The organism is Senegalimassilia faecalis, from assembly GCF_004135645.1.
Lineage (GTDB): Bacteria > Actinomycetota > Coriobacteriia > Coriobacteriales > Eggerthellaceae > Senegalimassilia > Senegalimassilia faecalis.
Genome location: NZ_SDPW01000001.1, coordinates 2,404,696 through 2,428,362, shown reverse-complemented (window position 1 = coordinate 2,428,362; position 23,667 = coordinate 2,404,696). Strand labels below are relative to the sequence as shown.

Below are 23,667 nucleotides of genomic sequence, written 5' to 3'. Positions count from 1 at the left end.
ATACGTGCTCCATTAGTTGCCCAGTCGTTTCAACGCGTATTTTATCAGCGCGTTTTCGTCGGCATCCTCAGGAGCGCCCTTTAACGCAACATCTGCTTCCGCCGAAGCGAATCCGAGCGCCAGCAGCGCTTCGCGAGCACCCTTCAACCGCTCCGCCGCGGCTGCGACCGCCGAAGCAGGTGCGCTTGATGCATCGAACAAGCTGGCAAGTCCCTGGTCGAACGATCCCTTCAGCTCCAAGATAATGCGCGATGCCGTTTTCTTTCCCACGCCGGGAATCTTCTGCACCGCCGCCACATCCTGCGCTTGCACCGCAGCCACCAGCGCTTCGGGCGTGAACGACGAAAGCGCCGCCAACGCAACCTTCGGGCCAACACCGCTGACGCCAATCAAGCGCTCAAACAGCGCCTTTTCCTCAAGCGTTAAAAACCCATACAACGCAATGCCGTTGTCCGATGCTTGCAAATACGTATGCACCTGCACCGCTTGTCCCACAGCAGGCAACTTCGCAAGCGCGCCTTGCGACATGCCCACCGCATAGCCAACACCTTGCACGTCGATAAACGCGCAGTTCGCTGTTTTCCCTGCTAGCACGCCCTTCAAAAACGCAATCATCGCGCACCTTCTTCCAAAATCTTACGAGCCGCCGCGCCTGCCGGGCCACCCGTTCCAGCGCCCGCCATCACGCGGCCGCGCGCTTCCAGCTTCGCCAACGCGTCAGCCCCACCCGCGCCGCCGAAACCTTCGTGCGTGGTGTAGCAAATAGCCGCAGCCAGCGCGTCAGACGCGTGATCGGGCTTCGGCTCAACCTGCAAGCTCAACAGCTTTTTCACCATGTACTGCACCTGCGCTTTGTCCGCCGTGCCCGTTCCCACCACGGCCATCTTGATTTGCCGCGGTGTGAACTCGCCAACGGAAAGCCCGTGCTGCGCGCACGCCACCAAGGCCGCCCCGCGGGCCTGCCCCGTGGCGAACGCCGCCGTGATGTTCTGACCAAACCACACGGTTTCGATACCCAAACACGTTGGCCCGAAATGGCTGATCACCGCATCGATCTGCTCGTGAATCTTCGCCAATCGCCGCGACAACTCCACCCCGGCAGGCGTAGACACGCACCCATACGCCACACATTCCAAGCGCGACCCGCTTTGGCGCACAATACCCCAACCGGTATTAGCCAAGCCAGGATCAATCCCCAATATGGTTCTAGCAGCCATAACACCTTTTCCACGAAAAACAAACGTATGTTCGTCAACATATTACCACACAAACGTTCGCTTTCATAAGGAAACTCGCCGCTTTCCTAAGAGTCGCTAAAATCACCTGCAAGTCACACGAAATTCCCAGGTCGAACGTTACTGCCGCAAAGGCCTTCTTAACCCGGACCCTATCAAATAGGCTTCCTGCGTTACAGCACCTGCTTTATTTCTTGCGGATCACCATATTCCCGAATCATCGCCGAACGCGTCACAATCCACTGTTTACCGTATTTTCGGGCATCTATTCCTGGGCGGATCTTTCCGTACACCAGCGCTTTTCGCAACGTCGAGTCGTTCAAGCCCCAAAGATCGGCGGCAGTCGAAAAAGCCATCAGCCCATCAAAAGGCGTTTTTACGACCGACCCATGCTCCCAAAGTTCATCACATGACAAATCTATGTCATCGTTCCAAGATACGCCGTACCCACCAGGATCAACGCTGACTGCGTTGAACAACCCCCCGTCGGCCAGCGGCGCAAACGCCTCGAACCTCTCGAGCAAAGGAGCAACATCGTATTCTTTCGTCGTTCCATCCGCGAACATGACGTTGAGCATCAAATCCGCTTGCGGAAAAACTTCTTTCACTTTATGGAACATGCTAATCACCTACTCCAACGGCGAAAGCTTCTTAAATACCTGGGTCTCCCACATGGTTAGCAACTCGCCCTTGTTTAGTTCAACCCATTCTTCGACCATGGTCTTTGCCCGTTTCGGCCCGTCAAGCAACTCGCCTGTATCGATCTCGAAAGCAGCAGTGTCGTCTCCATATATCGCATGAATATGCGGAGGGTTATGCTCGGATTGAAGGAAGTACATCCTGATAACGATTCCATAAAATCGAGCAATTACCGGCATATGCAACGTCTCTTTACCAAGTCTACCTGTATCGCAATGATATCACGATGTCGTGATGTTTACAACATATTCACTATATTCACTATTCTCTATTGACCGATAGTGAACTTCCTTTTACTATTAGTGATACGTAATCACTAGGAAGGGGTTTCCTATGAGCATCACCATCTCGTTTGAAATCGATGAAACACTGGCTTCTGAAGCCGAACAAATATACAACGCGCTCGGAATGAATACGCAAATGGCCCTGTCCCTATTCATCCGCAGAACCGTCATGGACGGTAAGCTTCCTCTATCCGCCGTAACCCCCCCACCCGCAAACCACGCTTCAACAGATCGACCAGCTCCGACTCCGGAATCAGATCCTCGCTTCGAATCCAAACCAACCGGCAAGCGAATCACGGAAGAAATGGTGGAAGCGGTTTGGCAAGCATTCCTTAAAATGAGGCAATTCGGCTATTCCGCAAATTCGCTTGCTTCCGAAGTTTCGAATTCAACCGGAATGAATCCGGGAAGCGCCTTCATCTACCTGACCATCCTCGACAACCTTGTCAAAGGCAAACCTAACACCCGCAACATGAAGATGGCGGATTTAGAAACTTACATGAGCAAAATTCAGAATGAGTTCAATGCATCGGACTATCAAAATGCCCTACTGTCTTTGGAACGCTCTGTTCCCTATTGGAGCAAATCGCAATTTGGCAATTTCGGCAAACACGTCTTGCTCTACCTCAGCCAGCATAAATAGACTCGTTCCATTTCGCAAAACCAGCTTTCAACGCAACCTGAAACGCCCCAGCATAAACAAAGACGCTCTAAACCCTAGAAAGGATGCAACCATGGTTGAGTCCATCCTGCTAAATAAGCTTTACAACTCGAACAAAACACTCACCGACAAGGCGATACGATCAAGATTATCTCGAGCTAGATCGGCCGAAAAGATCCTTGGCTATTCGCTGGATTACGCAGTATCGACCAATGACAGAATGCACGAGTCGCTTAGCACTCTCAAAGGCCACGACACGAGAGGAAACCTGCAAAATGCCCTAAGATGGTACTACAAAGCGAAACTCAACAGGGAGTTCCCTCGTTTATCAGACTATGAGCTGATTAAGAGAGCGCCTCTCCCTGCAACCATTCCGTCAGAGGCGCGACAGAACGTCTACTGCAAAGCGGAGAATTGACTCGAAACCACTCCAGGCACAAAAAGCGCCCCTCCGCCGGTTGGCGAAGGGGCGCTTTCGATCCGCAAAATTTTCGCGCTGCTTACTCTTCTTCCAGAGCCGCGGCGATTTCCTCGGTGATGTCCATGGTGTGGTACACGTTCTGCAGGTCCTCAAGTTCCTCCAGACGGTCGACCAGGCGCATGACCTTCTTCGCGTCGTTGGCGGTAACCGTAGCAGGCGTGGTGGCCTCCATGGTCATCTCAGCGCCCTTGACCTGCACGCCCTGCTCCTCGAGGGCCTTCTTCACGGCCATCAGGTCGGACGGCTGCGTGTAGACGATCCACTCCTCGTCGGCGTCCTCGTAGTCGTCGCCACCGGCCTCGATGACGGCCATCTCGAACTCTTCCTCATCCGCAGCGGCGCCGTTCGGGCCCATGGGGTGCTTCTTGTCGCCCGTCTCAACCTCTTTCGGGACCATGATCTGGCCCTTGCGCTCGAACATGTAGGACACGGAACCGGAGGTGCCCAGGTTGCCACCCGCATGAGTGAACGCCGCGCGCACGTCGGCAGCGGTGCGGTTACGGTTGTCGGTCAGCGCCTCGCAGTAGATGGCAACGCCGCACGGGCCGTAGCCTTCGTACACGACGGTCTCGTAGTTCGCGGCATCCTTGCCGGAACCGAACGCCTTGTCGATAGCGGTCTTGATCTTGTCCTTCGGCAGCGAGTAGCCCTTGGCCTTTTCGATAGCGGCGGCCAGCGACGCGTTGTTGTCGGGGTTCGGGTCGCCACCCTCCTTGGCCGCAACGGTGATGTTGCGCGACAGCTTGGAGAACAAAGCGGAGCGCTTAGCGTCCTGCGCAGCCTTGCGATGTTTCGTGGTTGCCCACTTAGAATGCCCTGACATAACACGTCCCTTCAAATTACAGCAAATACCAGCTGATTATTCTAGCACCCTTGTCAACAGCCCTCACCGTCCTGCTCACCCCCTTCATAGCGTCTGCAAACGGCAAAAGCAAAAACAGCCTTCGACCATACATAATTCATTATCTTGTCGATTTAATCCCAACATTGTGTTGGATATACTAGAAAGGACAACTATGCCGCCTAGAAGCGGCCCACAAGCACTACCCGAGGTGAAGCTATGAACAGCGTCTCGGCCATCAACGTCGGCATCGACGTCGGCTCGACCACCACGAAAATCTGCGCGCTCGACGCACGCACCCATGCGCTTTTGCACACGTCCTACCAACGTCACGGCGCGCGCCAAGCCGAAAGCGTTCGCGCCGCGCTTACGCTTATCGCGAACACGTTTCCGCAGGCCAGCGTGCGCCTTGCGCTTACCGGGTCGGGCGCGGCGCCCCTGGCCCGCGCGCTTGACGTGCCGTTTTTGCAGGAAGTCGTCGCAAACGCCTGCGCCATCCAGGAGCTCTATCCGCGCACCCGCTGCGCCATCGAGCTCGGCGGTCAAGACGCGAAGATGATCTTCTTCCGCGTCAACGAAGCCACCGGTGCGCTCGACGTCGCCGACATGCGCATGAACGGCAGCTGCGCCGGAGGCACGGGCGCGTTCATCGACGAAATTGCCTCGGTGCTCAACCTGCCCATCGAGCGTTTCAACGAAGCCGCCGCGCGCGGGCGCACCGTCTACGACATCTCCGGGCGCTGCGGCGTATACGCGAAAACGGACATCCAGCCGCTGCTCAACCAGGGCGCTTCCCGCGATGACCTGGCCTTATCGGCATTCCACGCCATCGCCAAGCAAACGCTCGGCGGCCTTGCGCAAGGCATCGACGTTCAAGCGCCCGTCATTTTCGAGGGCGGCCCGCTCACGTTCAACCCTACGCTCATCAACGTGTTCACCGAACGTCTCGGCCTTACCGCCGACCAGGCCATCGTGCCCGACCACCCCGAAACCATGGTGGCGCGCGGCGCGGCGCTTGCGCTGTCCGGCATCTTCACCGACACGTCCGCCGACATCAACCCGCTAGCCGCCGCAAAGCGCCTTGCGAACTTCACCAGCGCCGACACCGACCACGCCCCTGGCCAGCCGTTTTTCGAAAGCGAAGAAGCGCGCCGGCAGTTTGAGCAGCGCTATAAGCTTCCCGCCGAATCCCACGGGCCGCACAGCGCCGCCGCGCGCTCCCACACGCGCAACGGCGTGCTGCGCGCGTGGCTCGGCATCGATTCGGGCAGCACCACCACGAAGCTTGCGCTTGTCGCCGACGACGGCACGCTCATCGACAACTTCTACGCCAACAACGAAGGCGACCCGCTCGAAGTGGCCCGCCGCGCGCTCGTCGACCTGCGAAACAGCTACGCCGCCGCCGGCATCACGTTCGACATCGCCGGCGTCGGCACCACCGGTTACGGTGAGCTGCTGCTCGCGCGCGCCCTGCACGCCGATTTCCACACCGTCGAAACGGTCGCGCACGCACACGCCGCAACCCGCTTCATCCCCGATGCCACGTTCATCCTCGACATCGGCGGCCAGGACATGAAGGCCATCTGGCTTGACAACGGCGTCATCAGCAACATCGTCGTGAACGAAGCGTGCTCAAGCGGCTGCGGTTCGTTCCTGGAAAACTTCGCACGGGCGCTTGACATCCCCACATCACGCATCGCCGAAGAGGCGTTCTCAAGCCGCCAACCCGCCGTGCTCGGCAGCCGCTGCACGGTGTTCATGAACTCCAGCATCGTCAGCGAGCAGAAAAACGGCCGCACGCCCGCCGACATCATGGCCGGCCTGTGCCGCTCGATCATCGCCAACGTGTTCACGAAGGTCGTGCGCGTGCCCAATCTGGCAAGCCTCGGCAACCGCATCGTCGTGCAAGGCGGCACGTTCCGCAACGACGCGGTACTGTGCGCGCTCATCCAGCACCTCGGCCGCCCCGTCTCGCGCGCGCCCTACCCCGGCCTCATGGGCGCCATCGGCGTCGCGCTGCTCACCCAGCAGCACATGGCGAAGGCGGGGGCGAACGCGAACGCCGCAAACGCCAGCGCACCCGAAAACACGCCCGCCACCAGCACGTTTATCGGACTCGACGCGCTCGACGGCTTCACGTACCGCCAGCAGGCAAACGTCACGTGCCCGTTTTGCGCCAACCACTGCAACCGCACGATCATCACGTTCCCCGACGGCTCCACGTTCGTCACGAACAACCGCTGCCCGCGCGGCGAAATCGTCGGCGCGCCCAACAGCCCCGACGTGCGCGCAGCGCTCAAGCAGACAGGCAGCAAAACCGGCGAAGGCGAGAACCTCTTCGAGGCGCGCCAGAAGCTCCTGTTCCAGGATTGGCCCATCGAGCAGGTCGCGCCCGACCGCCACATCACCATCGGCATCCCCCGCGTGCTGGCGTTTTGGGACACCATGCCGTTTTGGAGCACGCTGCTGCGCACGCTCGGCTTCACCGCCCATGTCAGCCGCCCCTCCACGCGCGCCATGTTCGAAGAAGGCCTGCCGCACGTCACGTCCGACACCATCTGCTTTCCGGCGAAGCTTGTCCACGGGCACATCCTCGACCTTGCGCGCGCCGGCGTCGATCGCATCTTCATGCCCATCATCACCACGGTTCCCAGCGAAAACGCGGCCAGCACGTCCATCTCCATGTGCGCCGTCGTCAAAGGCTACCCCATGGTGGTGAAAAGCTCGGACGATCCCGAAGCGCGTTGGGGCATCCCGTTTGACACGCCGCTGTTCCACTGGTTCGCAACGCGGGACCGCAACCGCCAGCTCACGGAGTATCTGGCGAACACGTTCGACATTCCCGCATATCAAGCGCATAAGGCCATCGAGCAAGCCGACAGGGCGCAACACGCGTTCAAGTCGCTGCTCACCGAAGCCGGCGCCCGTGCCATCGAGTCCGCGCGCACAGCAGGCAGCTACGCCATCGTGCTGGCCAGCCGCCCGTACCACAACGACCCGCTTGTCAACCACAACCTGCCGAAAATGCTCGCGCAGCTCGGCCACGCCGTGCTGCCGCCCGACGCTGTGCCGGGCGTCGGCGACGTCGACCTGTCGAAAAGCCGCCTCGACGTGGTGAACAACTTCCACCAGCGCATGCTCGGCTCCGCCGTCATCGCTGCCGACAACCCGGCGCTTGAATACGTGCAGCTTGTCAGCTTCGGCTGCGGCCACGATGCCTACCTCTCCGACGAAATCTGCCGCCTCATGCGCGAGCGCTCGGGCGCATCCCCGCTCATCTTGAAGCTCGACGAGTCCGATGTCGCCGGCCCGCTGCGCATTCGCGTCCGCTCGTTCATCGAAACTATCGACGAGCGCCGCGCGCGCGGAACAGCCGAAAACGCGCGCGGGTGCGCCAACGGCGAATGCCGCACGCCGCAGCCCCGCCCGCTGCCCGACCCCTACCCCGTCAAGTACGAGAAGGCCGATCGCCGCATCAAAACCATCCTTGTGCCGAACACCTCGCACGCGTTCTCTCTGCTCATGTCCGCGGCGTTCGCGCGCCAGGGCGTGCAGGCCATCTCGCTCGACCTTGGCCGCGAACACGCCATCGAACTGGGAAAACGCTATGTCCACAACGACATCTGCTTCCCGGCGCAAATGACCATCGGCGAAGCGCTCGCCGCGCTTGACAGCGGGCAGTGGGACCCGCGCACCGTCGCCATCGGCACGGGCAAGTACATCGGCGACTGTCGCCTGACGCACTACGCGGCGCTGCTGCGCAAGGCGCTCGACGACGCCGGGTACAGCTACGTCCCCATCATCACGAACGACGACAAAGACGCGCACAACATGCACCCCGGCTTCAAAATGTCGCTTGGCAGCGCCGTGCGCATCGCGTTCGGCCTGCCCATGATCGACGCGCTTGAAGAGCTGCTGCGCAAAATGCGCCCGTACGAACTTGAACCCGGCAGCGCCGACGCCGCGTTTGACCAGGCCATCAACCTGGTTATGACCGGCATGCGCGAAAGCGGCGTGCACGGCGCCGTCGGTGGCTTCAAGCAGGCCATCGCCGTCATGTCGCGCGTGCGCTACGACCGCTCGCACCCGCGCCCGCAGGTGCTCATCGTCGGCGAATACCTGCTGAACTTCCACCCCGGCGCCAACCGCAACATCGAGGCGTACCTCGAGGCGAACGGCCTGGAAGTCATCGAAGCGCGCATGACCGACGTCATTCGCAAAACGTACTTCTACCAGGACGCCCAGGCGCGCGAGTTCCACGTTTCGCAGCCGCCCTCCACCAAGGCGTTCAACCGCATCGCCAACCAGCTGTTCGAAAGCACGCACGACGTGTGCGACCGCATCGCACAGGCCCACCCGCTCTACGAGCCAGCCTGCCGCATGCCCGAGCTTGTGAAAGCGTCCGACCCCATCATTCACCACACGTTCGACGCCGGCGAAGGCGTGCTCATCCCCGGCGAAATCCTGCACCACGCCGCCCGCGGCTGCCGGTCGTTCGTCATCTTGCAGCCGTTCGGATGCCTACCGAACCACGTCGTCGGCCGCGGCATCGTCAAGCAGCTGAAGGCGCGCTATCCCGACGCGAACATCCTGCCGCTCGATTACGACCCCGACGTCAGCTTCGCCAACATCGAAAACCGCCTGCAAATGCTCATCATGAACGCCAAAGCGCAGGCGGCAGAAGGCGAAGTCGGCGGCGAATCAAACGCCAGCAACCCACAGTCCGATGCATCTACCAGCGAAAACAGCAAGGAGTAGCCATGGCAAGACCACGGAAAAGCGAGCACGCCTCCGCCAACGCAAAGCTCATCGATGCCTTCTGGGCTTGCCTTGAAGACCACCGGCTCACCGACATCACCATCAGCGCCATCACGAAAAGCGCCGAGCTCAACCGCGGCACGTTCTACTACCATTTCCGCGACATCGACGACCTGACCGCGCGCGCCATTGAAGTCGAATTCAACTCCCAAGCGCTGCTGCCGGGCATTTTCGACCTCATCACCGGCGCGCCCGGCTCCATCACGGCAATCGAGCTGGTCCAGCAGCGCATGCAGCGCCTCAGCCTGCTCATCGACCGCGGCGGCCTCGACGTGCCGTCAACGCAGATCAAGCGCCTTGTGCGCCAAACGTGGACCGCCATCCTATGCGCCGAAGGCGAAAGCCTCAAGCCCGAAACGCTGTTCATCATCGAGTACACCACCAGCGGCATCATCGGCCTTATCGCCAACGAGACCATGCGCGCGTCCGCGCAAACCTCGCCCGACGCGCTCAACGGCTTTCTTGCGCGCAACTCCGCGTTTCTGCTCGAGCAGATCGGCAACGCGCAAGGCGTCCCGCGCAGCATCATCCTCGAAAGGATCCACGCCACCCGCCGCGTCTCCCGTCTCAACGCGAAGCGCTAACCCAACTGCAGGGCACACGCAGGGGCGGGGCTGATGCCGCCAAGGGCAAAGGGGATCTGCGCCCCATTACCTTGGCAGCATCAGCCCCGCCCCCTCATCGCAACTCCCAAATCTCCGCAAAGCAAAAAGCGCGACCCGGGCTCGTCGCCCAGGTCGCGCTTTCGACACCCATCAGGAACAATCAGCGGAAATTCGCCAAAACCGGATACATCGACATCGTCTGGAATCTGCCTTCCATCACCGCGTTGCCGTAATGGTCGGCGAAGAACAGCTGCACCGGCCCGGCAGGCTCCACCCCCGCCAGCCGGTTCATCCAACAGTCGAACGCTAAAAATGTCATAGCCGTGTCAACCAGGAAAAACGCCAGCAGCCCCCAAGCGAAAACGCCGCGCCACGAAACCGGCACCACGTCCGCCGCACGCTGCAGCACCGGCAGCACAAGCTTCATCCAGGCCACGCCCGCTGCGCCCCACACCAGGGCCATTCCCAGGCACGTGTGCCCGCCCAAATTGAACGGTTGGCTCGAGTAATCCCAGGCCACAATGCCAAACGCGTTCTCCCAAAACCATCCAGCAAACCACTCAAATCCCGCGCCCACCAGGGCGGCCACGCCGAACAGCACACCGCCGCGCGCCTCGGACAAGCGCGACAGCGTCACGGTCATCAAAACGCCGCCGACGCCGTAAATGGGGCTGAACGGCCCCCACAGAAAGCCCGCGCGATCTTCCCAACGTCCATCGACGAAATAGCTCACAACGGTTTCGCCAATCAGCCCCACCACGCAGCACACGGTGAAAATCCACACCAGGTGGTACAGGTCAAGCTTGATGGCCTCAGGAGCCGTCGCTTCGCGCGCCGAAGCCCGCGCATCGTAGGAAACCTCGGCGTCTTCGCTTATGGCGCAAACCGCATCACCCGCGGAAGCACCCGATGCGAACACGCGAGCCTCTTCTGCCGTTCCGAAATCTTTTCTATGAAACATGGCGTGTTTTCCCATTATTTCCTCCCCAGGTGCCCATTATCGCACACAGGGAACAAACAAGCGCCCGAAGCCGCCTTTAGTCAACAACCTGTCATCTCGGCAGCCCGCCTCGCGCAATACGCGCAGCCCCATTCACCCTGCGCCTTCGCCAGCTGCCCCACCCGCGGCTCCAACTCTTCGGCGAACGCATCAAGCCCCGCGCAACCCCGCCCGCACCATCAAGTCAATCCGCGCGTCTTAGCCAGTACAAACCGGTCAGCTTCATTCGCGGCTCGTCGCAAAGATCTCTCAATTGCTACCGAACCCGCCGCAAATCGCCCGGCCACCGCACAACCGTTGACGCGCACTAGCAGTAAAGTCCACCATATCCATTGACTTAGTAGCTAAGCGCAGCTTGCCGCCGGAACCGCCCAGCGCCGCAGCCCTTCGGCCCTGCTCGGCAACCCGCCGCACGCGGCCAGCCGCTCGAATACCGAAGGGGGTATCGTGCACTACATTCATTGCCTGAACAACATCTCCGCCAAGGGAACCGACCTGCTCGGCGCCGATTACGAACTCACCGACGACATTTCCCGCGCGCAAGGCATCCTCGTGCGCAGCGCCGCCATGCACGACATGCAGCTGCCCGAAGACCTGCTCGCCATCGCGCGCGCCGGCGCGGGCGTGAACAACATCCCGCTCGACACCTGCGCCGAAGCCGGCATCGTCGTGTTCAACACGCCCGGCGCCAACGCAAACGCCGTGAAGGAGCTGGTGCTGTGCGGCATGCTGCTGGCAAGCCGCGGCATCATCGATGGCGCCGCCTGGTGCCGCGACCACGCCGATTCTCCCACCATCGGCAAAGATGCCGAAAAAGCGAAGAAGGCGTTCGCCGGCCACGAGGTCTTCGGCAAAACACTCGGCGTCATCGGCTTGGGCGCCATCGGCGCACTGGTGGCCAACGCCGCCATTGACCTGGGCATGAACGTCCTCGGCTACGACCCCTACGTTTCCGCCGAGGCGGCGTGGCGCCTGTCCCCGGCCGTCGAGCACGTCACAAACCTCGACGACGTGCTGCACCGCAGCGACTACGTTACCATCCACGTGCCGGCCATGGATTCCACGCGCGGCATGATCGGCGCGCACGAGCTCGAGGTCGCCAAACCCGGCTGCGCCGTGCTGAACTTCAGCCGCGACACGCTCGTCGACAACGCTGCCATGACCGAGGCGCTTGCCGCCGGCCGCGTGGCAACGTACGTCACCGACTTCGCAACGCCCGAGGTCATGGCCATGACCAACACGCTTGTCCTGCCGCACCTCGGTGCCAGCACCGCCGAAGCCGAGGACAACTGCGCCATCATGGCTGCCCGCCAAATCAAGGACTACCTGGAAAACGGCAACATCAAGAACTCGGTGAACTACCCCGCTTGCGACATGGGCCCCGCGCCCGCCGAAGGTGGCCGCGTTGCAGTTCTGCACGCGAACGTCCCCGACATGCTCAGCCAAATCACCGGCGTGTTCGGCGAGGTCGGCGCCAACATCGACAACCTCACGAACAAGGCGCGCGGCAACGCCGCCTACACCATGCTCGACCTGAACGCCCCCGCAACCGGCGAGCTCACCGCAAAGCTCGCCGCCATCGAAGGCGTCCACCGCGTCCGCATCGTGAAATAGCAAATCAACCCACAGCAAAGAAAGGGAGGGGCACGGTTCTCAACAAACCGCGCCCCTCCCTTTCGTTGTGGGCGGTTACGGCGTTTTTCCTCCACGATTCTGCCACCACCCCATCGGTTGTGAGCGGTTTTCGCCCCACCGTTCAACCGCCTCGATGCAAAACAGCAGGTCGAAAACGCAAGGAGCCAAGCAAATCAATTTCACGCCCGTCCAAACCTGCCCACAACCGGCACCTGGCGAGGCGGCCTATCGCGCGCCTTCGATCGTTCCGCCGCCAACCACAACGTCGCCGTCATATAGCACAAGCGACTGCCCCGCCGCAGGCCGCGCAACCGGCTCGTCGAACCGCACCTTCAGCACGCCGTCCTCAACCACGGCCTGCCCCGGCTGCGCCTTCTGGCGATAGTGCGTTTTCGCCGTCACCCGCATCGGCTCATCCAACGTGGCAACGGAAATCAAGTTCACGTCCCGCGCAAACACCTCGTGCACGCCAAGCTCGTTGCGCGGCCCCACGACCAGCGCGTTTGCCGCCGCATCCTTCGCAATCACATACAGCGGCTCGGGCGCGGCAACCCCAATGCCCTTGCGCTGCCCAATCGTGTAATGGATCAGCCCGCGATGCCGCCCCAGCACCTTGCCGCTCGCATCAACAATGTCGCCCGGCAAAAACGCTTCCGGCACGCAAGCATCCCCGGCCCGCGCCGCACCGTTCGCCGCAACATCAACGTCAACGTCAACGCCACGCCCGCAGCAAACATCCGCGCCGCCGCGCAACTCCGCCCCTTCGCGGCCCGAATCGCTCTGCGCATCCGCCGCAGCACCCTCGACGCCCAAATACCGCGCAATAAACGACGCGTAATCCCCATCGGGCACAAAACAGATGTCCTGGCTTTCCGCCTTATGCGCATTCCCGAACGCATGCCGCTCCGCCAGCTCTCTGACCTGCGGCTTCGTCAATTCACCCAGCGGAAACAAAATGTGCGCCAAATCGTCTTGCGTCAGGTGGTACAGCACGTAGCTCTGGTCTTTCGCCGCATCCAGCCCGCGCCGCAACTCGTAGCGCCCCGTCGCCTCGTTATACGCCCGGCGCGCATAATGCCCCGTCGCAACATAGTCGTACCCCAGCTGCGCACGCCGTTGCTGCAGCGCCGCAAACTTCAGATACCGGTTGCAGTCGATGCACGGATTCGGCGTCCGTCCACCCAGATACGCATCGCAAAACCGGTCGATCACCTCGCGACCGAACGTGCCCGTGAAATTGAACGTGAAGTGCTCCAGCCCCAGGCCAAAGGCCACCTGCCGCGCATCCTCAACGTCGCTTTGGCTGCAGCACGTGCTCTCGCCCACCACGCACGCACCGCCGGCGCCGGCAACCTCGTTGTCGAACAGCTTCATCGTCACGCCGCAGGCGTCAAAGCCCGCATCGCGCAGCAGCAGCGCAGCCACAGAGCTATCCACCCCGCCGCTCATCGCAACGAGCACGCGCTCACGTTTCTTGCTTTCCATCAGGGATTTCTCCTTCATGCCCTCGGCAATCCGCTAAGCAGCGGGCCCTATTGAGCACCAACCCTAAATATAATCGGCGAACTTCACCACCGGCCAGATTGCGTTCGCATCGCACTCTTCGCGGTCGATGCGCAGGCAATCGTGGCAGCGCCCCTCGCGGCAGCGCACGTTCTTCGCCTCGTTGATCAGCGCGCGGAACAGCGGCGCCATATGCCCGCCGTCCTCGACAAAATACTCGGGGTGCCACTGCACGCCCATCAAAAACCGGCAATCGCGCGCCTCGACGCCCTCCACAAGCCCATCGGGCCCATATGCCGCAGCCGACAAATTGGCAGACAGCGTGCGAACACCCTGATGATGCATAGAGTTCACCGACGCATGGTCCACACCCAGAATCTCGCCCAGCTTGCTCGACCGCATAATCGACACCGTGTGCGTCGGGTGCCCATACTCCACCGTCTGCCAGTGGTTCACGCGCCCGCCGGCCGGCGTCCGCACGCCCTCGCTCGCATCCGGAACATCATCAAGCGCGCTCATGCCGTCGAACTGTTCCTCCAGGTCAAGGTACAGCGTGCCCCCAAAGAACACGTTGATCATCTGCATGCCGCGGCAAATGCCCAGAAGCGGGAAGTCGAACTGGTACGCATAGCTCAGCAGCAGGTACTCCACCTCTTCGCGCTCCGGCGTCAACTCCGACAGCTTGCCGTACGTAATGTCCCCGCCATAGCGAACGGGACTGATGTCCTGCCCGCCCGACAGCACGAACCCGTCGATGCGCGGCAGCAGCGATTCGTACACGCTCACGTCGCTGGTGAACGGGATGATCAAGGGGGCGCCGCCGGCCGCAACAACCGCCTGCGCATAGTGGTTGTTCATGCGAAGCACGCCTTCGTTCGGGTCGTACGTCGGAACAATCCCGATCACGGGCCGCGTTTCGCCCATCGCCTTCGTGGCAATATCCTCTATGCTGACCGGACGATGCGCACCAAACACGCTCATCACGCCCCTTCGCCTTTTTCGCTCGTCTCAAACCAAACGCTTCAAATCAAACGCGGCCGTTCTCCAGCGAAAACAGCCGCGCACCTTTATTACACCGTTCCGAAAATGCGGTCGCCCGCGTCGCCAAGACCCGGCAAAATGTACGCCTGGTCGTTCAGGCCCTCGTCAAGCGCGCACGTCCAAATGCGAACCTCCGGGTCGTCGGCAAGCACCGCGCGAACACCCTCGGGCGCCGCCACCAGCACAAGCAGGCGAATATCCTTCACGCCCTGTTTGCGCAGGTAGTGAATGGCCGCCAACGCGCTGCCGCCCGTTGCCAGCATCGGGTCAATCAAAAACACCGAGCGATTCTCGATGCCCTTCGGCATCTTCGCGTAATACTCGCGCGGCTGATGCGTCTCCTCGTTGCGCTCCATGCCCAGCACGCCAACCGCCGCCGAGGGAATCACGGAAAGCACGCCGTCAAGCATGCCCATGCCCGCGCGAAGAATCGGCACCACCGCAAGCAGGTTGCTCGGAACATGCTTGCCCGTCATGGTCTGCAGCGGCGTCTTCACCTCAACCGGCTCCGTCGGCAAATCGCGCGTCGCCTCGAACACCTCAATTATCGAAATCTCGTGCACCATCTGGCGAAACTGCGAGGGCGTGGTGTTTTCGTCGCGCATAATTGAAAGTTTATGCTCAACAAGCGGGTGATCGAGCACGCACAAGCGCTCATCGGTCAATCGCAAATCATCCATGAAAAGACTCCTCTCGGGCCTTGCCGCAGCGGACGAACCATATAGCAACCTCCGCTTCGCCCGCCATATTCCGTAACTCACCATAATACGCCATTCCCCTTGGCAGCTGGGCGGTCAACCCTCATTAGCCTGCCAGCGGCAACACATTTCCCAAATTTCCAAATGCCGCCCGCTACCTCAGCAACGCGACATCCCAACACAAAACAATTATTGACGTTTTACCTGGTGAAGAAGCGGTTTTGAGCGCGGCTCAACCTTCTCGCCGCTGCGCTCTATTCGCAATGTCTCGTAGCAATCGCGCTGCCGTCCCCGTATTTCTAACAAAAACCAGTGGACACTTCACTGTTTTTTGTTATAGACTGAACGCGTTACAAGCGGCACAAGCATGCGCCAACATGCCCAAGCCGTGAACAGACAAAAGAAAAAAAAGAAGCCCCCAGCGCCAACTGGGGGCTGCCTAAGTGATCATGTATCGACCACTCACTCACAGTTGATATTTTATCACTTTGAACAGGCGCTCACAAGGCGTTCTTGTTTTTGCACTCTTTTTTTCATTGTCGAAAACGAAATAACTTCGACGAGGAGCAGGGGCTTTCCGCCTCTGCTTAGGGTGCAGCATGTCTCGACAGCAATCGAGCGCAGCGGCATCGTCGATTCAGGAATCCGAGTGGGAAACCTTTTACCGGCTCATCACCCATGACGACCGCAACAGCTATTACGTCGTGTCGTCTTGCGCCAACGGAACCTGGACCGATACCGCTGTGAAAAAAGATTCGCTTCCCGCTTTGGGCTTCAACCCGCGGGCAAGCTACTACATGACCCACAACGGGTTCACTTCGTGCTGCCGCAAATCTCACCAGGTCAGACAGCTGAACGCGTTGTTCTTCGACCTCGATTGCCACAACCAGGATGCTGCACGCACGCACGCAACGGTGCACCATGCGCTCAACGTGCTGCAACAAGCTGTCGAAGCGCACCTGCTTCCCCAGCCAACCATGACCATCAATTCCGGCCGTGGCGTGCAGCTCTTCTTCGTGCTTGAGCGCTCTGTGCCGTACCGATTCGAAAGCGGCTCTATCAACCAGAAGGCCGTTCACCTGTTCGAACTCGTGCAATCCGGCCTGGCCGATACGCTCGAACGCATCGTTTCCCCTGTTGAGGGACTCGAAGTCGATCGCGCAACGTTCGATGTTTCGCGTGTTTCGCGCATCCCCGGTACGTTCAACGCAAAAGCCGGCCAGTTCGCCTCGCTCGTGCAACACGCAGACGTGTTCTACAGCCTCTCGAGTCTGTACCGTTTCGCCCAGTCGAATACTCAAATGAAAACCCAGTCCTTGCGCGCTTCATTTGCGCGTCCTGCAAGCATCATGCGTTTCCAGCCGATGCTCATGAGCCGGCTCGGCAAACTCATCGAACTGCAGAAATACCGCAACTACGACTGCGAGGGCACGCGCGAGCTCATGTCGTTCGTGTTCTACAACACGGCGGTGCAAATCTATATGCGCGACGAAGCGAAAACTCGTCTCAAGACTTTCAATAACCAGTTCATCAAGCCGCTGGATCAAAAAGAACTTGCAGGCGTTATCGCTTCCGTTGACGAAGTCACCAACGTTCGAGGCGAAAAAGGCTACTACCTCATTGGGGCTCAGCGTTTAACTGAGCTTCTTGCCCTTACTCCTCAAGAACTTGTTGACCTCAACTTCTTCGAATCGAAGCGTTCCCTCGAACGAAAGGAGCAAAAGCAACTCACTGCACAACGCAAACAAACACGTAATCACATGATTCTGTCTCTCAGGCAGGAAGGATACACCCATGCCCAGATTGCAAATTCTGTAGGTTGCTCCCCTCGAACCGTTGCTTCCGTCCTCAAGGCTGCAGGGCAAACCGTAACAAGAAAACGTACAAGATCATATAACATCATTTCAATGAATCGCTACAACAAGAAACACGATATACTTTGCAATTTTTTGTCATACGAGTCTTTGAAGTGCTCTGTTCTGCCATCTATCTCCCTCGCCCTGAAGCTTGGGGATTCCATCGGTTTAACCTCTGGTTCTCCTTCTGTTGTCAGGTACTTCAAAGTGACAAAAACCCTCTTTCCACTGATTCTTGTCAGTTTCCAGAGGGCTTTGTCTTGGCATGCTCTTCTTTATCGTAAACGTTGGCGGTTTTATTGCCTTTACTATTGCCGCTTACTCCAGTGACTTTTCGATGTTTCTGATGGAAGCCTTTATCTCGCCGATAAGCCTGAAGTCTGCTTCGCCTTCAGCGCTTTCTGCCTTGCGCAATGCGTTTCTCGCGCTTTTCAGATACCCGTTGATATCTTTTGCCGGCTTTGACTCCTTGTTTTGCGGCTCGGCTTTGATCGTTCGCGTAATCTCACTTACCGGTTGGGGTTCCGTTTCCGTTTCAGCCTTTTTGGTCGCTTCGATAAGCGTGGTAATTTCGTCCGGCGTAAGGTTCTCTTCTCGCATTGCGTTTACTACGGCATCTTGCTTTACACTCGGCAGTTTTGACAGCGCCTCTGCTTGCGTTTGCGTGATGCTCCCCGCGTCAAGAAGGTCGTTTCCTTCTTTTGAGAGGTTCCTTGCGATGTTCAGCAGCACCTGTGCGGTTCTTTCCGATACTCCGAAGTGCTCCGCTAGGTACGTCTTAGTATTCACGCCTTTCAGCGCCGGGTCCTCTTTACGCCATTCGACCAGCTTGTCAGCCAGTACTTTGAAGCCTTGGGCGCGTTCCGACGGCTTTATGTTGCGCTGGCCTATGTTGCTGGAATGCATGATGAAGTTGGCCTGCTCGTCGGAAATCGCTCCCATTTTATGGCAGCGTCCGGGCACCATTCGCCATGCATCGCCGTACTTCTCTGCCAGCAGTTTACAGGCTCTCCAGCGACGCTCGCCATCGATGATCTGAATGCCGTCTTCGGTTTCGCGAAGAATCAGCGGTTCTATTTCCTTGCTGTTCCAGATCAAGCCCGCAAGGTTTTTCACGTCTTCATCGGTGATGGTGTAGCTGTTGTTAGGATTCGGCGTCAGGCTATTGATGTCGAACCAGTCAAAGCCCATTTCCGCCAGCAGCGTATTGCGACGGTTGTCGTTCGCCATTTTATCGGTGATAGACGTTTCCTGATTATCGCGAGCTTCGAACGCGGCCAAGCGCATTTGCTCATCGGTTAGCTTTTCGTGTCGAGGAATCACGTTTGCCACGGCTCCCCCGCCGCTTTTCATGGCAGCTTGCAGTTTCTTCCTAGGCATTCATGGCCTCGATTTCTTGAGCCAGCAGTCGATACGAAATGGCTGGTTTGCTGTTGGGGTCGTACGTAATGAGCGGTTCCATTGCCAAGCTTGCTTCGGGTACCACGGTGCTCTTCTCGATTTTCGTGTTGAAGTATTCAGCATTCGGAATCGCTTCTTTCAGCATCTGGCAACCATATTTATACGCGGAAGTATTGCGTTCGATCATCGTTTGCAAGATTTTCCAATGCTGCGGAAGGCGACGGCGCTCCTTTGCTGTGCGGTTGATGGTATCGATCGTCTGAGACAGGCCGGCAATGGCGAAGCCGTCGACCTTAATCGGGATGATGATGTGCGAAGCGTTATTGCCTGCCTCAAGTGCCACAATCGCGTTCGTCGTAGTCATGTCCAAGCGAGGACCGCAGTCGATGATGATGTAATCGAACTTACGTTCGCCTGCTTTTGCAGTTTCGCTGATAAGATCTTCAATCGCATAGCGAAGTCGGGTATCCACGCCGCCAGCAATTTCTGCTTTCAAGCGCGTGTCCGCATCTGCGAATCGGAAGTTCGAAGGCACGCAGTACACGTTCTCGTACTCGGTTGTCCTCATTACTTCGCGCAGCGTCAGGCGCGGCGAGTTCGGGGAGGTCTGATACAATACATCGGCAATGCAAGCCTCTTCGGAGCGCGGGTCGTACACGCGAAGGCTCTGGCTCACGTTGCCCTGACCGTCCATGTCGATAACCAGTACTTTATATCCCAGTTCCGAAAGACAAACGGCAAGACATGTGCTGGTAGTGGTTTTGGCCACGCCGCCTTTGTAACTCATAATCGAAATGATCGTCGGTTTATCCGCCGATTGAGTAAGCTGACCGTTTAGCAGTAAGTCGGCAAGTTGAGACTTGTTGAGGCCTCTACGCTCTGCTTCCTTTTCTAGCTCTTCGACGGTTTCGCGTCCTAGCGAAAGAGACTGCTGCTGCTTCTCTCCGCCACGTGCTTTGGTTCTTCCGGCCATCAAGGCTCCTGTCTTATATGGAAAGGGGTTGTACACGAACAAACGTACGTCTAAATTCTATCTACTGTGCAGTCGCTGCACAGTAGATATTCTAACAAACGGTGTCTTTAGTAACAATGAATATATAATAATTAATGGCTCACTTCACAAACTATTTGTTAAAACTCTCCTAAGAACAGTATGGCATTTCACCCTGTAACTATATGTCGACAGGCCTCATCTCCTTGGACCCCATAAGCCGACCGAGCTTGCCCTAAGTTCGTCGCACCCAGTTTCTCCTTTCCAGAATCATTACTGTGCAGCGACTGCACAGTAATGATTCTGGAAAGGAGAAACCAGTTGTGCAGCTTAGCCGGAATCCATACATCGACTAATTCAATGTCCTCAGATTGATGCGCAGCGAGCATCTTTTACTGCTGCTCTATCTTTTGCCATAGGTATGTATCTGTCGGGATGCATGTCTAGATTAGTTTGATTGTTGGAGATACTGTTGCAGCTGCGCGAATCCGTAGTTGCAACTGCATTTTAGTTTCACTAATGCATCTTTAAGACAAGTAAAGTTGTGGTAGTTACTCAATCAAATCCCTATGAGTGCTTGTTTATAAGTGATGAATCGACTCGAGCAAGCACTAACGGTCATCAGCGAAATAACCCACTAACCCACGTTGACGAAATCACTCACTTGGCTTGGTTGAGCAAGTCCAATTGATTGTCGGCTACAAGCAGCGTTTCATTCACTTTGAACTTGATTAGATGAATGGTATTAGATTGATTGCTGAATAGATATTTGAAGCCACTCGATTCAGGCTTTTTCAATTCAGTGGAAGTTCACAATCAGTTTGGTGACTGCATCATGTTGATTAGTTCAATTGCTGCTGTTTGTGTCGCAGGTCTAAGTGATATGGGGATTCAGGAAATCCTTACTGTGCAGCGACTGCACAGTAAGGATTTTGAAGAACGAAGCAAACAGCAGCAAAGACGATAGAGAAACAGACTGCAAAATATTGCTTTAGAAATAGGATTAAGAAAATTCAAACATCAAAATGAAACCAAATCCGAAATACAATATATGACACAGCATGACTCAGAAGACACCATACAGCAGGATTACATAAGATAATTTCGTAAAGACCAAGAATGCCTATATGGGAAAAATCCGAATGGCAAATATATGAATACAAGAAATGATTCAAAAACAATAATGCTCAGCAGAACCAGATGAGATGTGTGGACAAACTTGAAGCAAGTATTGGGTAGCAATAAAGCAGTGTCAGCAGGCGCAAGTATGGCGAGTTGCATGCAAAGAGGTAACTACGCGAATAGAAACGCAATCATGAGTGGAAATATAGAAGCGGATATATGGCAAGAGCAAAATCAAATTTGCAAGTAGACGCAGAGGATAAAAGATTGCATGCAGACAAGGACAGATGCCATAAGGAGATTACAATTCTATTTACCCACGCATTAAGAAGCGCCTTCAAAATTAGTTGACGAAATAATGAACACCTAGATATTTGGGGCGCAGCGAGAAAGATTTCAGAAAACGAGTCTTCTGCTGTAGTCGACAGAGAAAGCAGACATCTATATATAGAAATATATAGAAGTATATAGACGTTGTGGCAGTCGGCCGAATCGGCTCATAGAAGAAACGCTAATTACAATAGACAGCTCAAAAACGAAGAGTGAAAGAAGGTAAGAGTGGGAGACGGGGAGGCAGATTAAAAGCAGGAACAGAAAAGTAGCAGTAGCTAAGCTGCAAAAGAAAATAGCACTGAAGGTATAAGGATTGAAATCAGTGACGTCTGAAAAGACAAGCAAGGTTGAATGCAAAAGAACTCAGATAGCAACGGATGAGGAACAAGAGCGAATGAGCTAAGCATCAAACAAGAGCATCTAAGAGATCAGATGCGATGAACTTGAAATTCAAGAAACACAAACAGATGTTCGTAGAATATCAGAATGTGTGCAAAATGTGTAGAACCCAGCATCTCGAAGATGGGGGCTTGCCAAGCCGGCGGGGGAGGCGTAAAGTACATCCTCGCCTTGAGGGGCGGCAAGCGAAAGCGGGCCTGCTCCGAAGGGAAAGCCGCGGGGAGCACCCCCGCAGGCGGGAACCTTGAGAACCGGATACTGGACAAGAGACGATCACAATAGCCAGTGAAGCCAGCGCAGGCAGGGCCTACCTACTTTGAGCCCGCCTGCCCCGGATTTACAATTTCTTTTAAAGTTTTTCTTTTTATGCCAAAGATCGCGGGGACGGGAGACCGGCCCCGCTCTTCTTCAACGGAGAGTTTGATCCTGGCTCAGGATGAACGCTGGCGGCGTGCCTAACACATGCAAGTCGAGCGATGAAACCGCCTCCGGGCGGACATGAAGCGGCGAACGGGTGAGTAACACGTGACCGACCTGCCCCCCGCCCAGGGACAGCCCCCCGAAAGGGGGATTAATACCTGGTACTCCGGCAAGGACGCATGTCCTGGCCGGGAAAGCCTTGGCGGCGGGGGATGGGGTCGCGGCCCATCAGGTAGACGGCGGGGCAGAGGCCCACCGTGCCGACGACGGGTAGCCGGGTTGAGAGACCGACCGGCCACATTGGGACTGAGATACGGCCCAGACTCCTACGGGAGGCAGCAGTGGGGAATTTTGCGCAATGGGGGCAACCCTGACGCAGCAACGCCGCGTGCGGGACGAAGGCGTCCGCGTCGTAAACCGCTTTCAGCGGGGAACACTTCAACGAGGGTACCCGCAGAAGAAGCCCCGGCTAAATACGTGCCAGCAGCCGCGGTAATACGTATGGGGCGAGCGTTATCCGGATTCATTGGGCGTAAAGCGCGCGTAGGCGGAGCGCTAAGCGGGACCTCTAACCCGAGGGCTCAACCCCCGGCCGGGTCCCGAACTGGCGCTCTCGAGTGCGGTAGGGGAGAGCGGAATTCCCGGTGTAGCGGTGGAATGCGCAGATATCGGGAGGAACACCGACGGCGAAGGCAGCTCTCTGGGCCGAAACTGACGCTGAGGCGCGAAAGCTGGGGGAGCGAACAGGATTAGATACCCTGGTAGTCCCAGCCGTAAACGATGGGCGCTAGGTGTGGGGGATAACATCTTCCGCGCCGCAGCCAACGCGTTAAGCGCCCCGCCTGGGGAGTACGGCCGCAAGGCTAAAACTCAAAGGAATTGACGGGGGCCCGCACAAGCAGCGGAGCATGTGGCTTAATTCGAAGCAACGCGAAGAACCTTACCAGGGCTTGACATCACCGTGAAGCGGCGGAGACGCCGTGGCCGGAAGGAGCGGTGACAGGTGGTGCATGGCTGTCGTCAGCTCGTGCCGTGAGGTGTTGGGTTAAGTCCCGCAACGAGCGCAACCCCTGCCCCGTGTTGCCAGCATTCAGTTGGGGACTCGCGGGGGACCGCCGGCGTCAAGCCGGAGGAAGGCGGGGACGACGTCAAGTCATCATGCCCCTTATGCCCTGGGCCGCACACGTGCTACAATGGCCGGTACAGAGGGTTGCCACCCCGCGAGGGGGAGCGGATCCCGCAAAGCCGGCCCCAGTTCGGATCGGAGGCTGCAACCCGCCTCCGTGAAGCCGGAGTTGCTAGTAATCGCGGATCAGCACGCCGCGGTGAATACGTTCCCGGGCCTTGTACACACCGCCCGTCACACCACCCGAGTCGTCTGCACCCGAAGCCGCCGGCCGAACCCCTCCGGGGGGCGGAGGCGTCGAAGGTGTGGAGGGTGAGGGGGGTGAAGTCGTAACAAGGTAGCCGTACCGGAAGGTGCGGCTGGATCACCTCCTTTCTAGGGAGATTCGACCAATCAAGAGAATCGCTGCCTCACTGGAAGTCTCTTCCATCCAGCATCCGGCTCCCGGGGCTCCCGCCCCGAGGCACCTTGACAGCCGAACAGCGAAGCGAAGCGAAAGCACAACGACGCGGGGCCGG

16 protein-coding genes and 1 rRNA gene are annotated in these 23,667 nt (G+C 58.0%); 6 read left to right on the top strand and 11 right to left on the bottom strand.

The window, feature by feature from the left end; genetic code table 11:
• Positions 1-12 precede the first annotated feature (12 nt).
• The 4 genes from ruvA to ET524_RS10065 all read right to left on the bottom strand — a co-directional run bounded on the left by ruvA (position 13) and on the right by ET524_RS10065 (position 2,113).
• Positions 13-615 (bottom strand): Holliday junction branch migration protein RuvA, encoded by a 603-nt coding sequence (ruvA, locus tag ET524_RS10080; RefSeq protein WP_129425512.1) that lies wholly within the window; start codon positions 613-615, stop codon positions 13-15.
• Positions 612-1,217, bottom strand: coding sequence for a crossover junction endodeoxyribonuclease RuvC (gene ruvC, locus ET524_RS10075; RefSeq protein ID WP_129425510.1), 606 nt, complete (start codon positions 1,215-1,217; stop codon positions 612-614). The genes ruvA and ruvC overlap by 4 nt, the downstream gene beginning before the upstream one ends.
• Before the next feature lie 191 nt (positions 1,218-1,408).
• Positions 1,409-1,855 carry a DUF2442 domain-containing protein gene (locus ET524_RS10070; RefSeq protein ID WP_129425508.1) on the bottom strand — a complete coding sequence of 149 codons (447 nt, stop codon included), beginning with the start codon at positions 1,853-1,855 and terminating at the stop codon, positions 1,409-1,411.
• 9 nt (positions 1,856-1,864) lie between these two features.
• Positions 1,865-2,113: a DUF4160 domain-containing protein gene (locus ET524_RS10065; RefSeq protein WP_129425506.1), complete on the bottom strand. Its 249-nt coding sequence runs from the start codon at positions 2,111-2,113 to the stop codon at positions 1,865-1,867.
• Between the two features lie 154 nt (positions 2,114-2,267).
• Here ET524_RS10065 and ET524_RS10060 point away from each other — a divergent pair, with 154 nt between their 5' ends.
• Positions 2,268-2,861: a hypothetical protein gene (locus ET524_RS10060; RefSeq protein WP_129425504.1), complete on the top strand. Its 594-nt coding sequence runs from the start codon at positions 2,268-2,270 to the stop codon at positions 2,859-2,861.
• A 518-nt stretch (positions 2,862-3,379) separates the two neighbouring features.
• On the opposite strand, the gene ET524_RS10055 is transcribed toward ET524_RS10060, so the two are convergent.
• On the bottom strand, positions 3,380-4,183 hold the full coding sequence (locus ET524_RS10055) for a YebC/PmpR family DNA-binding transcriptional regulator (protein WP_129425502.1): 804 nt from the start codon (positions 4,181-4,183) through the stop codon (positions 3,380-3,382).
• A gap of 237 nt (positions 4,184-4,420) precedes the next feature.
• Here ET524_RS10055 and ET524_RS10050 point away from each other — a divergent pair, with 237 nt between their 5' ends.
• Together ET524_RS10050 and ET524_RS10045 are read left to right on the top strand one after the other, a co-directional pair.
• Positions 4,421-8,959: an acyl-CoA dehydratase activase gene (locus ET524_RS10050; RefSeq protein WP_129425499.1), complete on the top strand. Its 4,539-nt coding sequence runs from the start codon at positions 4,421-4,423 to the stop codon at positions 8,957-8,959.
• A 2-nt stretch (positions 8,960-8,961) separates the two neighbouring features.
• On the top strand, positions 8,962-9,603 hold the full coding sequence (locus ET524_RS10045; protein WP_129425497.1) for a TetR/AcrR family transcriptional regulator: 642 nt from the start codon (positions 8,962-8,964) through the stop codon (positions 9,601-9,603).
• A gap of 181 nt (positions 9,604-9,784) precedes the next feature.
• Here the strand turns inward: ET524_RS10045 and ET524_RS10040 are convergent, their stop codons facing one another.
• Complete coding sequence (locus ET524_RS10040; RefSeq protein WP_161566693.1) at positions 9,785-10,585, bottom strand: putative ABC transporter permease; 801 nt, start codon at positions 10,583-10,585, stop codon at positions 9,785-9,787.
• 486 nt (positions 10,586-11,071) lie between these two features.
• Here ET524_RS10040 and ET524_RS10035 point away from each other — a divergent pair, with 486 nt between their 5' ends.
• Entirely contained in the window at positions 11,072-12,238 is a 1,167-nt protein-coding gene (locus ET524_RS10035; protein WP_129425493.1) for a 3-phosphoglycerate dehydrogenase family protein, read from the top strand.
• A gap of 246 nt (positions 12,239-12,484) precedes the next feature.
• Here the strand turns inward: ET524_RS10035 and ET524_RS11615 are convergent, their stop codons facing one another.
• The 3 genes from ET524_RS11615 to upp form a co-directional block, all read right to left on the bottom strand.
• On the bottom strand, positions 12,485-13,744 hold the full coding sequence (locus tag ET524_RS11615; RefSeq protein ID WP_161566692.1) for an MnmA/TRMU family protein: 1,260 nt from the start codon (positions 13,742-13,744) through the stop codon (positions 12,485-12,487).
• 63 nt (positions 13,745-13,807) lie between these two features.
• Positions 13,808-14,743 carry a gamma-glutamyl-gamma-aminobutyrate hydrolase family protein gene (locus ET524_RS10025; protein WP_129425491.1) on the bottom strand — a complete coding sequence of 312 codons (936 nt, stop codon included), beginning with the start codon at positions 14,741-14,743 and terminating at the stop codon, positions 13,808-13,810.
• Positions 14,744-14,832: 89 nt separating this feature from the next.
• Positions 14,833-15,483 (bottom strand): uracil phosphoribosyltransferase, encoded by a 651-nt coding sequence (upp, locus tag ET524_RS10020; RefSeq protein WP_129425489.1) that lies wholly within the window; start codon positions 15,481-15,483, stop codon positions 14,833-14,835.
• A 617-nt stretch (positions 15,484-16,100) separates the two neighbouring features.
• Here upp and ET524_RS10015 point away from each other — a divergent pair.
• Entirely contained in the window at positions 16,101-17,687 is a 1,587-nt protein-coding gene (locus ET524_RS10015) for a helix-turn-helix domain-containing protein (RefSeq protein ID WP_129425487.1), read from the top strand.
• Here ET524_RS10015 and ET524_RS10010 read toward each other — a convergent pair.
• Complete coding sequence (locus tag ET524_RS10010) at positions 17,676-18,737, bottom strand: ParB/RepB/Spo0J family partition protein (RefSeq protein ID WP_129425485.1); 1,062 nt, start codon at positions 18,735-18,737, stop codon at positions 17,676-17,678. The genes ET524_RS10015 and ET524_RS10010 overlap by 12 nt on opposite strands.
• Complete coding sequence (locus ET524_RS10005) at positions 18,730-19,731, bottom strand: ParA family protein (protein ID WP_129425483.1); 1,002 nt, start codon at positions 19,729-19,731, stop codon at positions 18,730-18,732. The genes ET524_RS10010 and ET524_RS10005 overlap by 8 nt, the downstream gene beginning before the upstream one ends.
• Before the next feature lie 2,280 nt (positions 19,732-22,011).
• On the opposite strand from ET524_RS10005, the gene ET524_RS10000 reads away from it, so the two are divergent.
• Positions 22,012-23,524 (top strand): 16S ribosomal RNA (locus ET524_RS10000).
• The last annotated feature ends 143 nt before the right edge of the window (positions 23,525-23,667 follow it).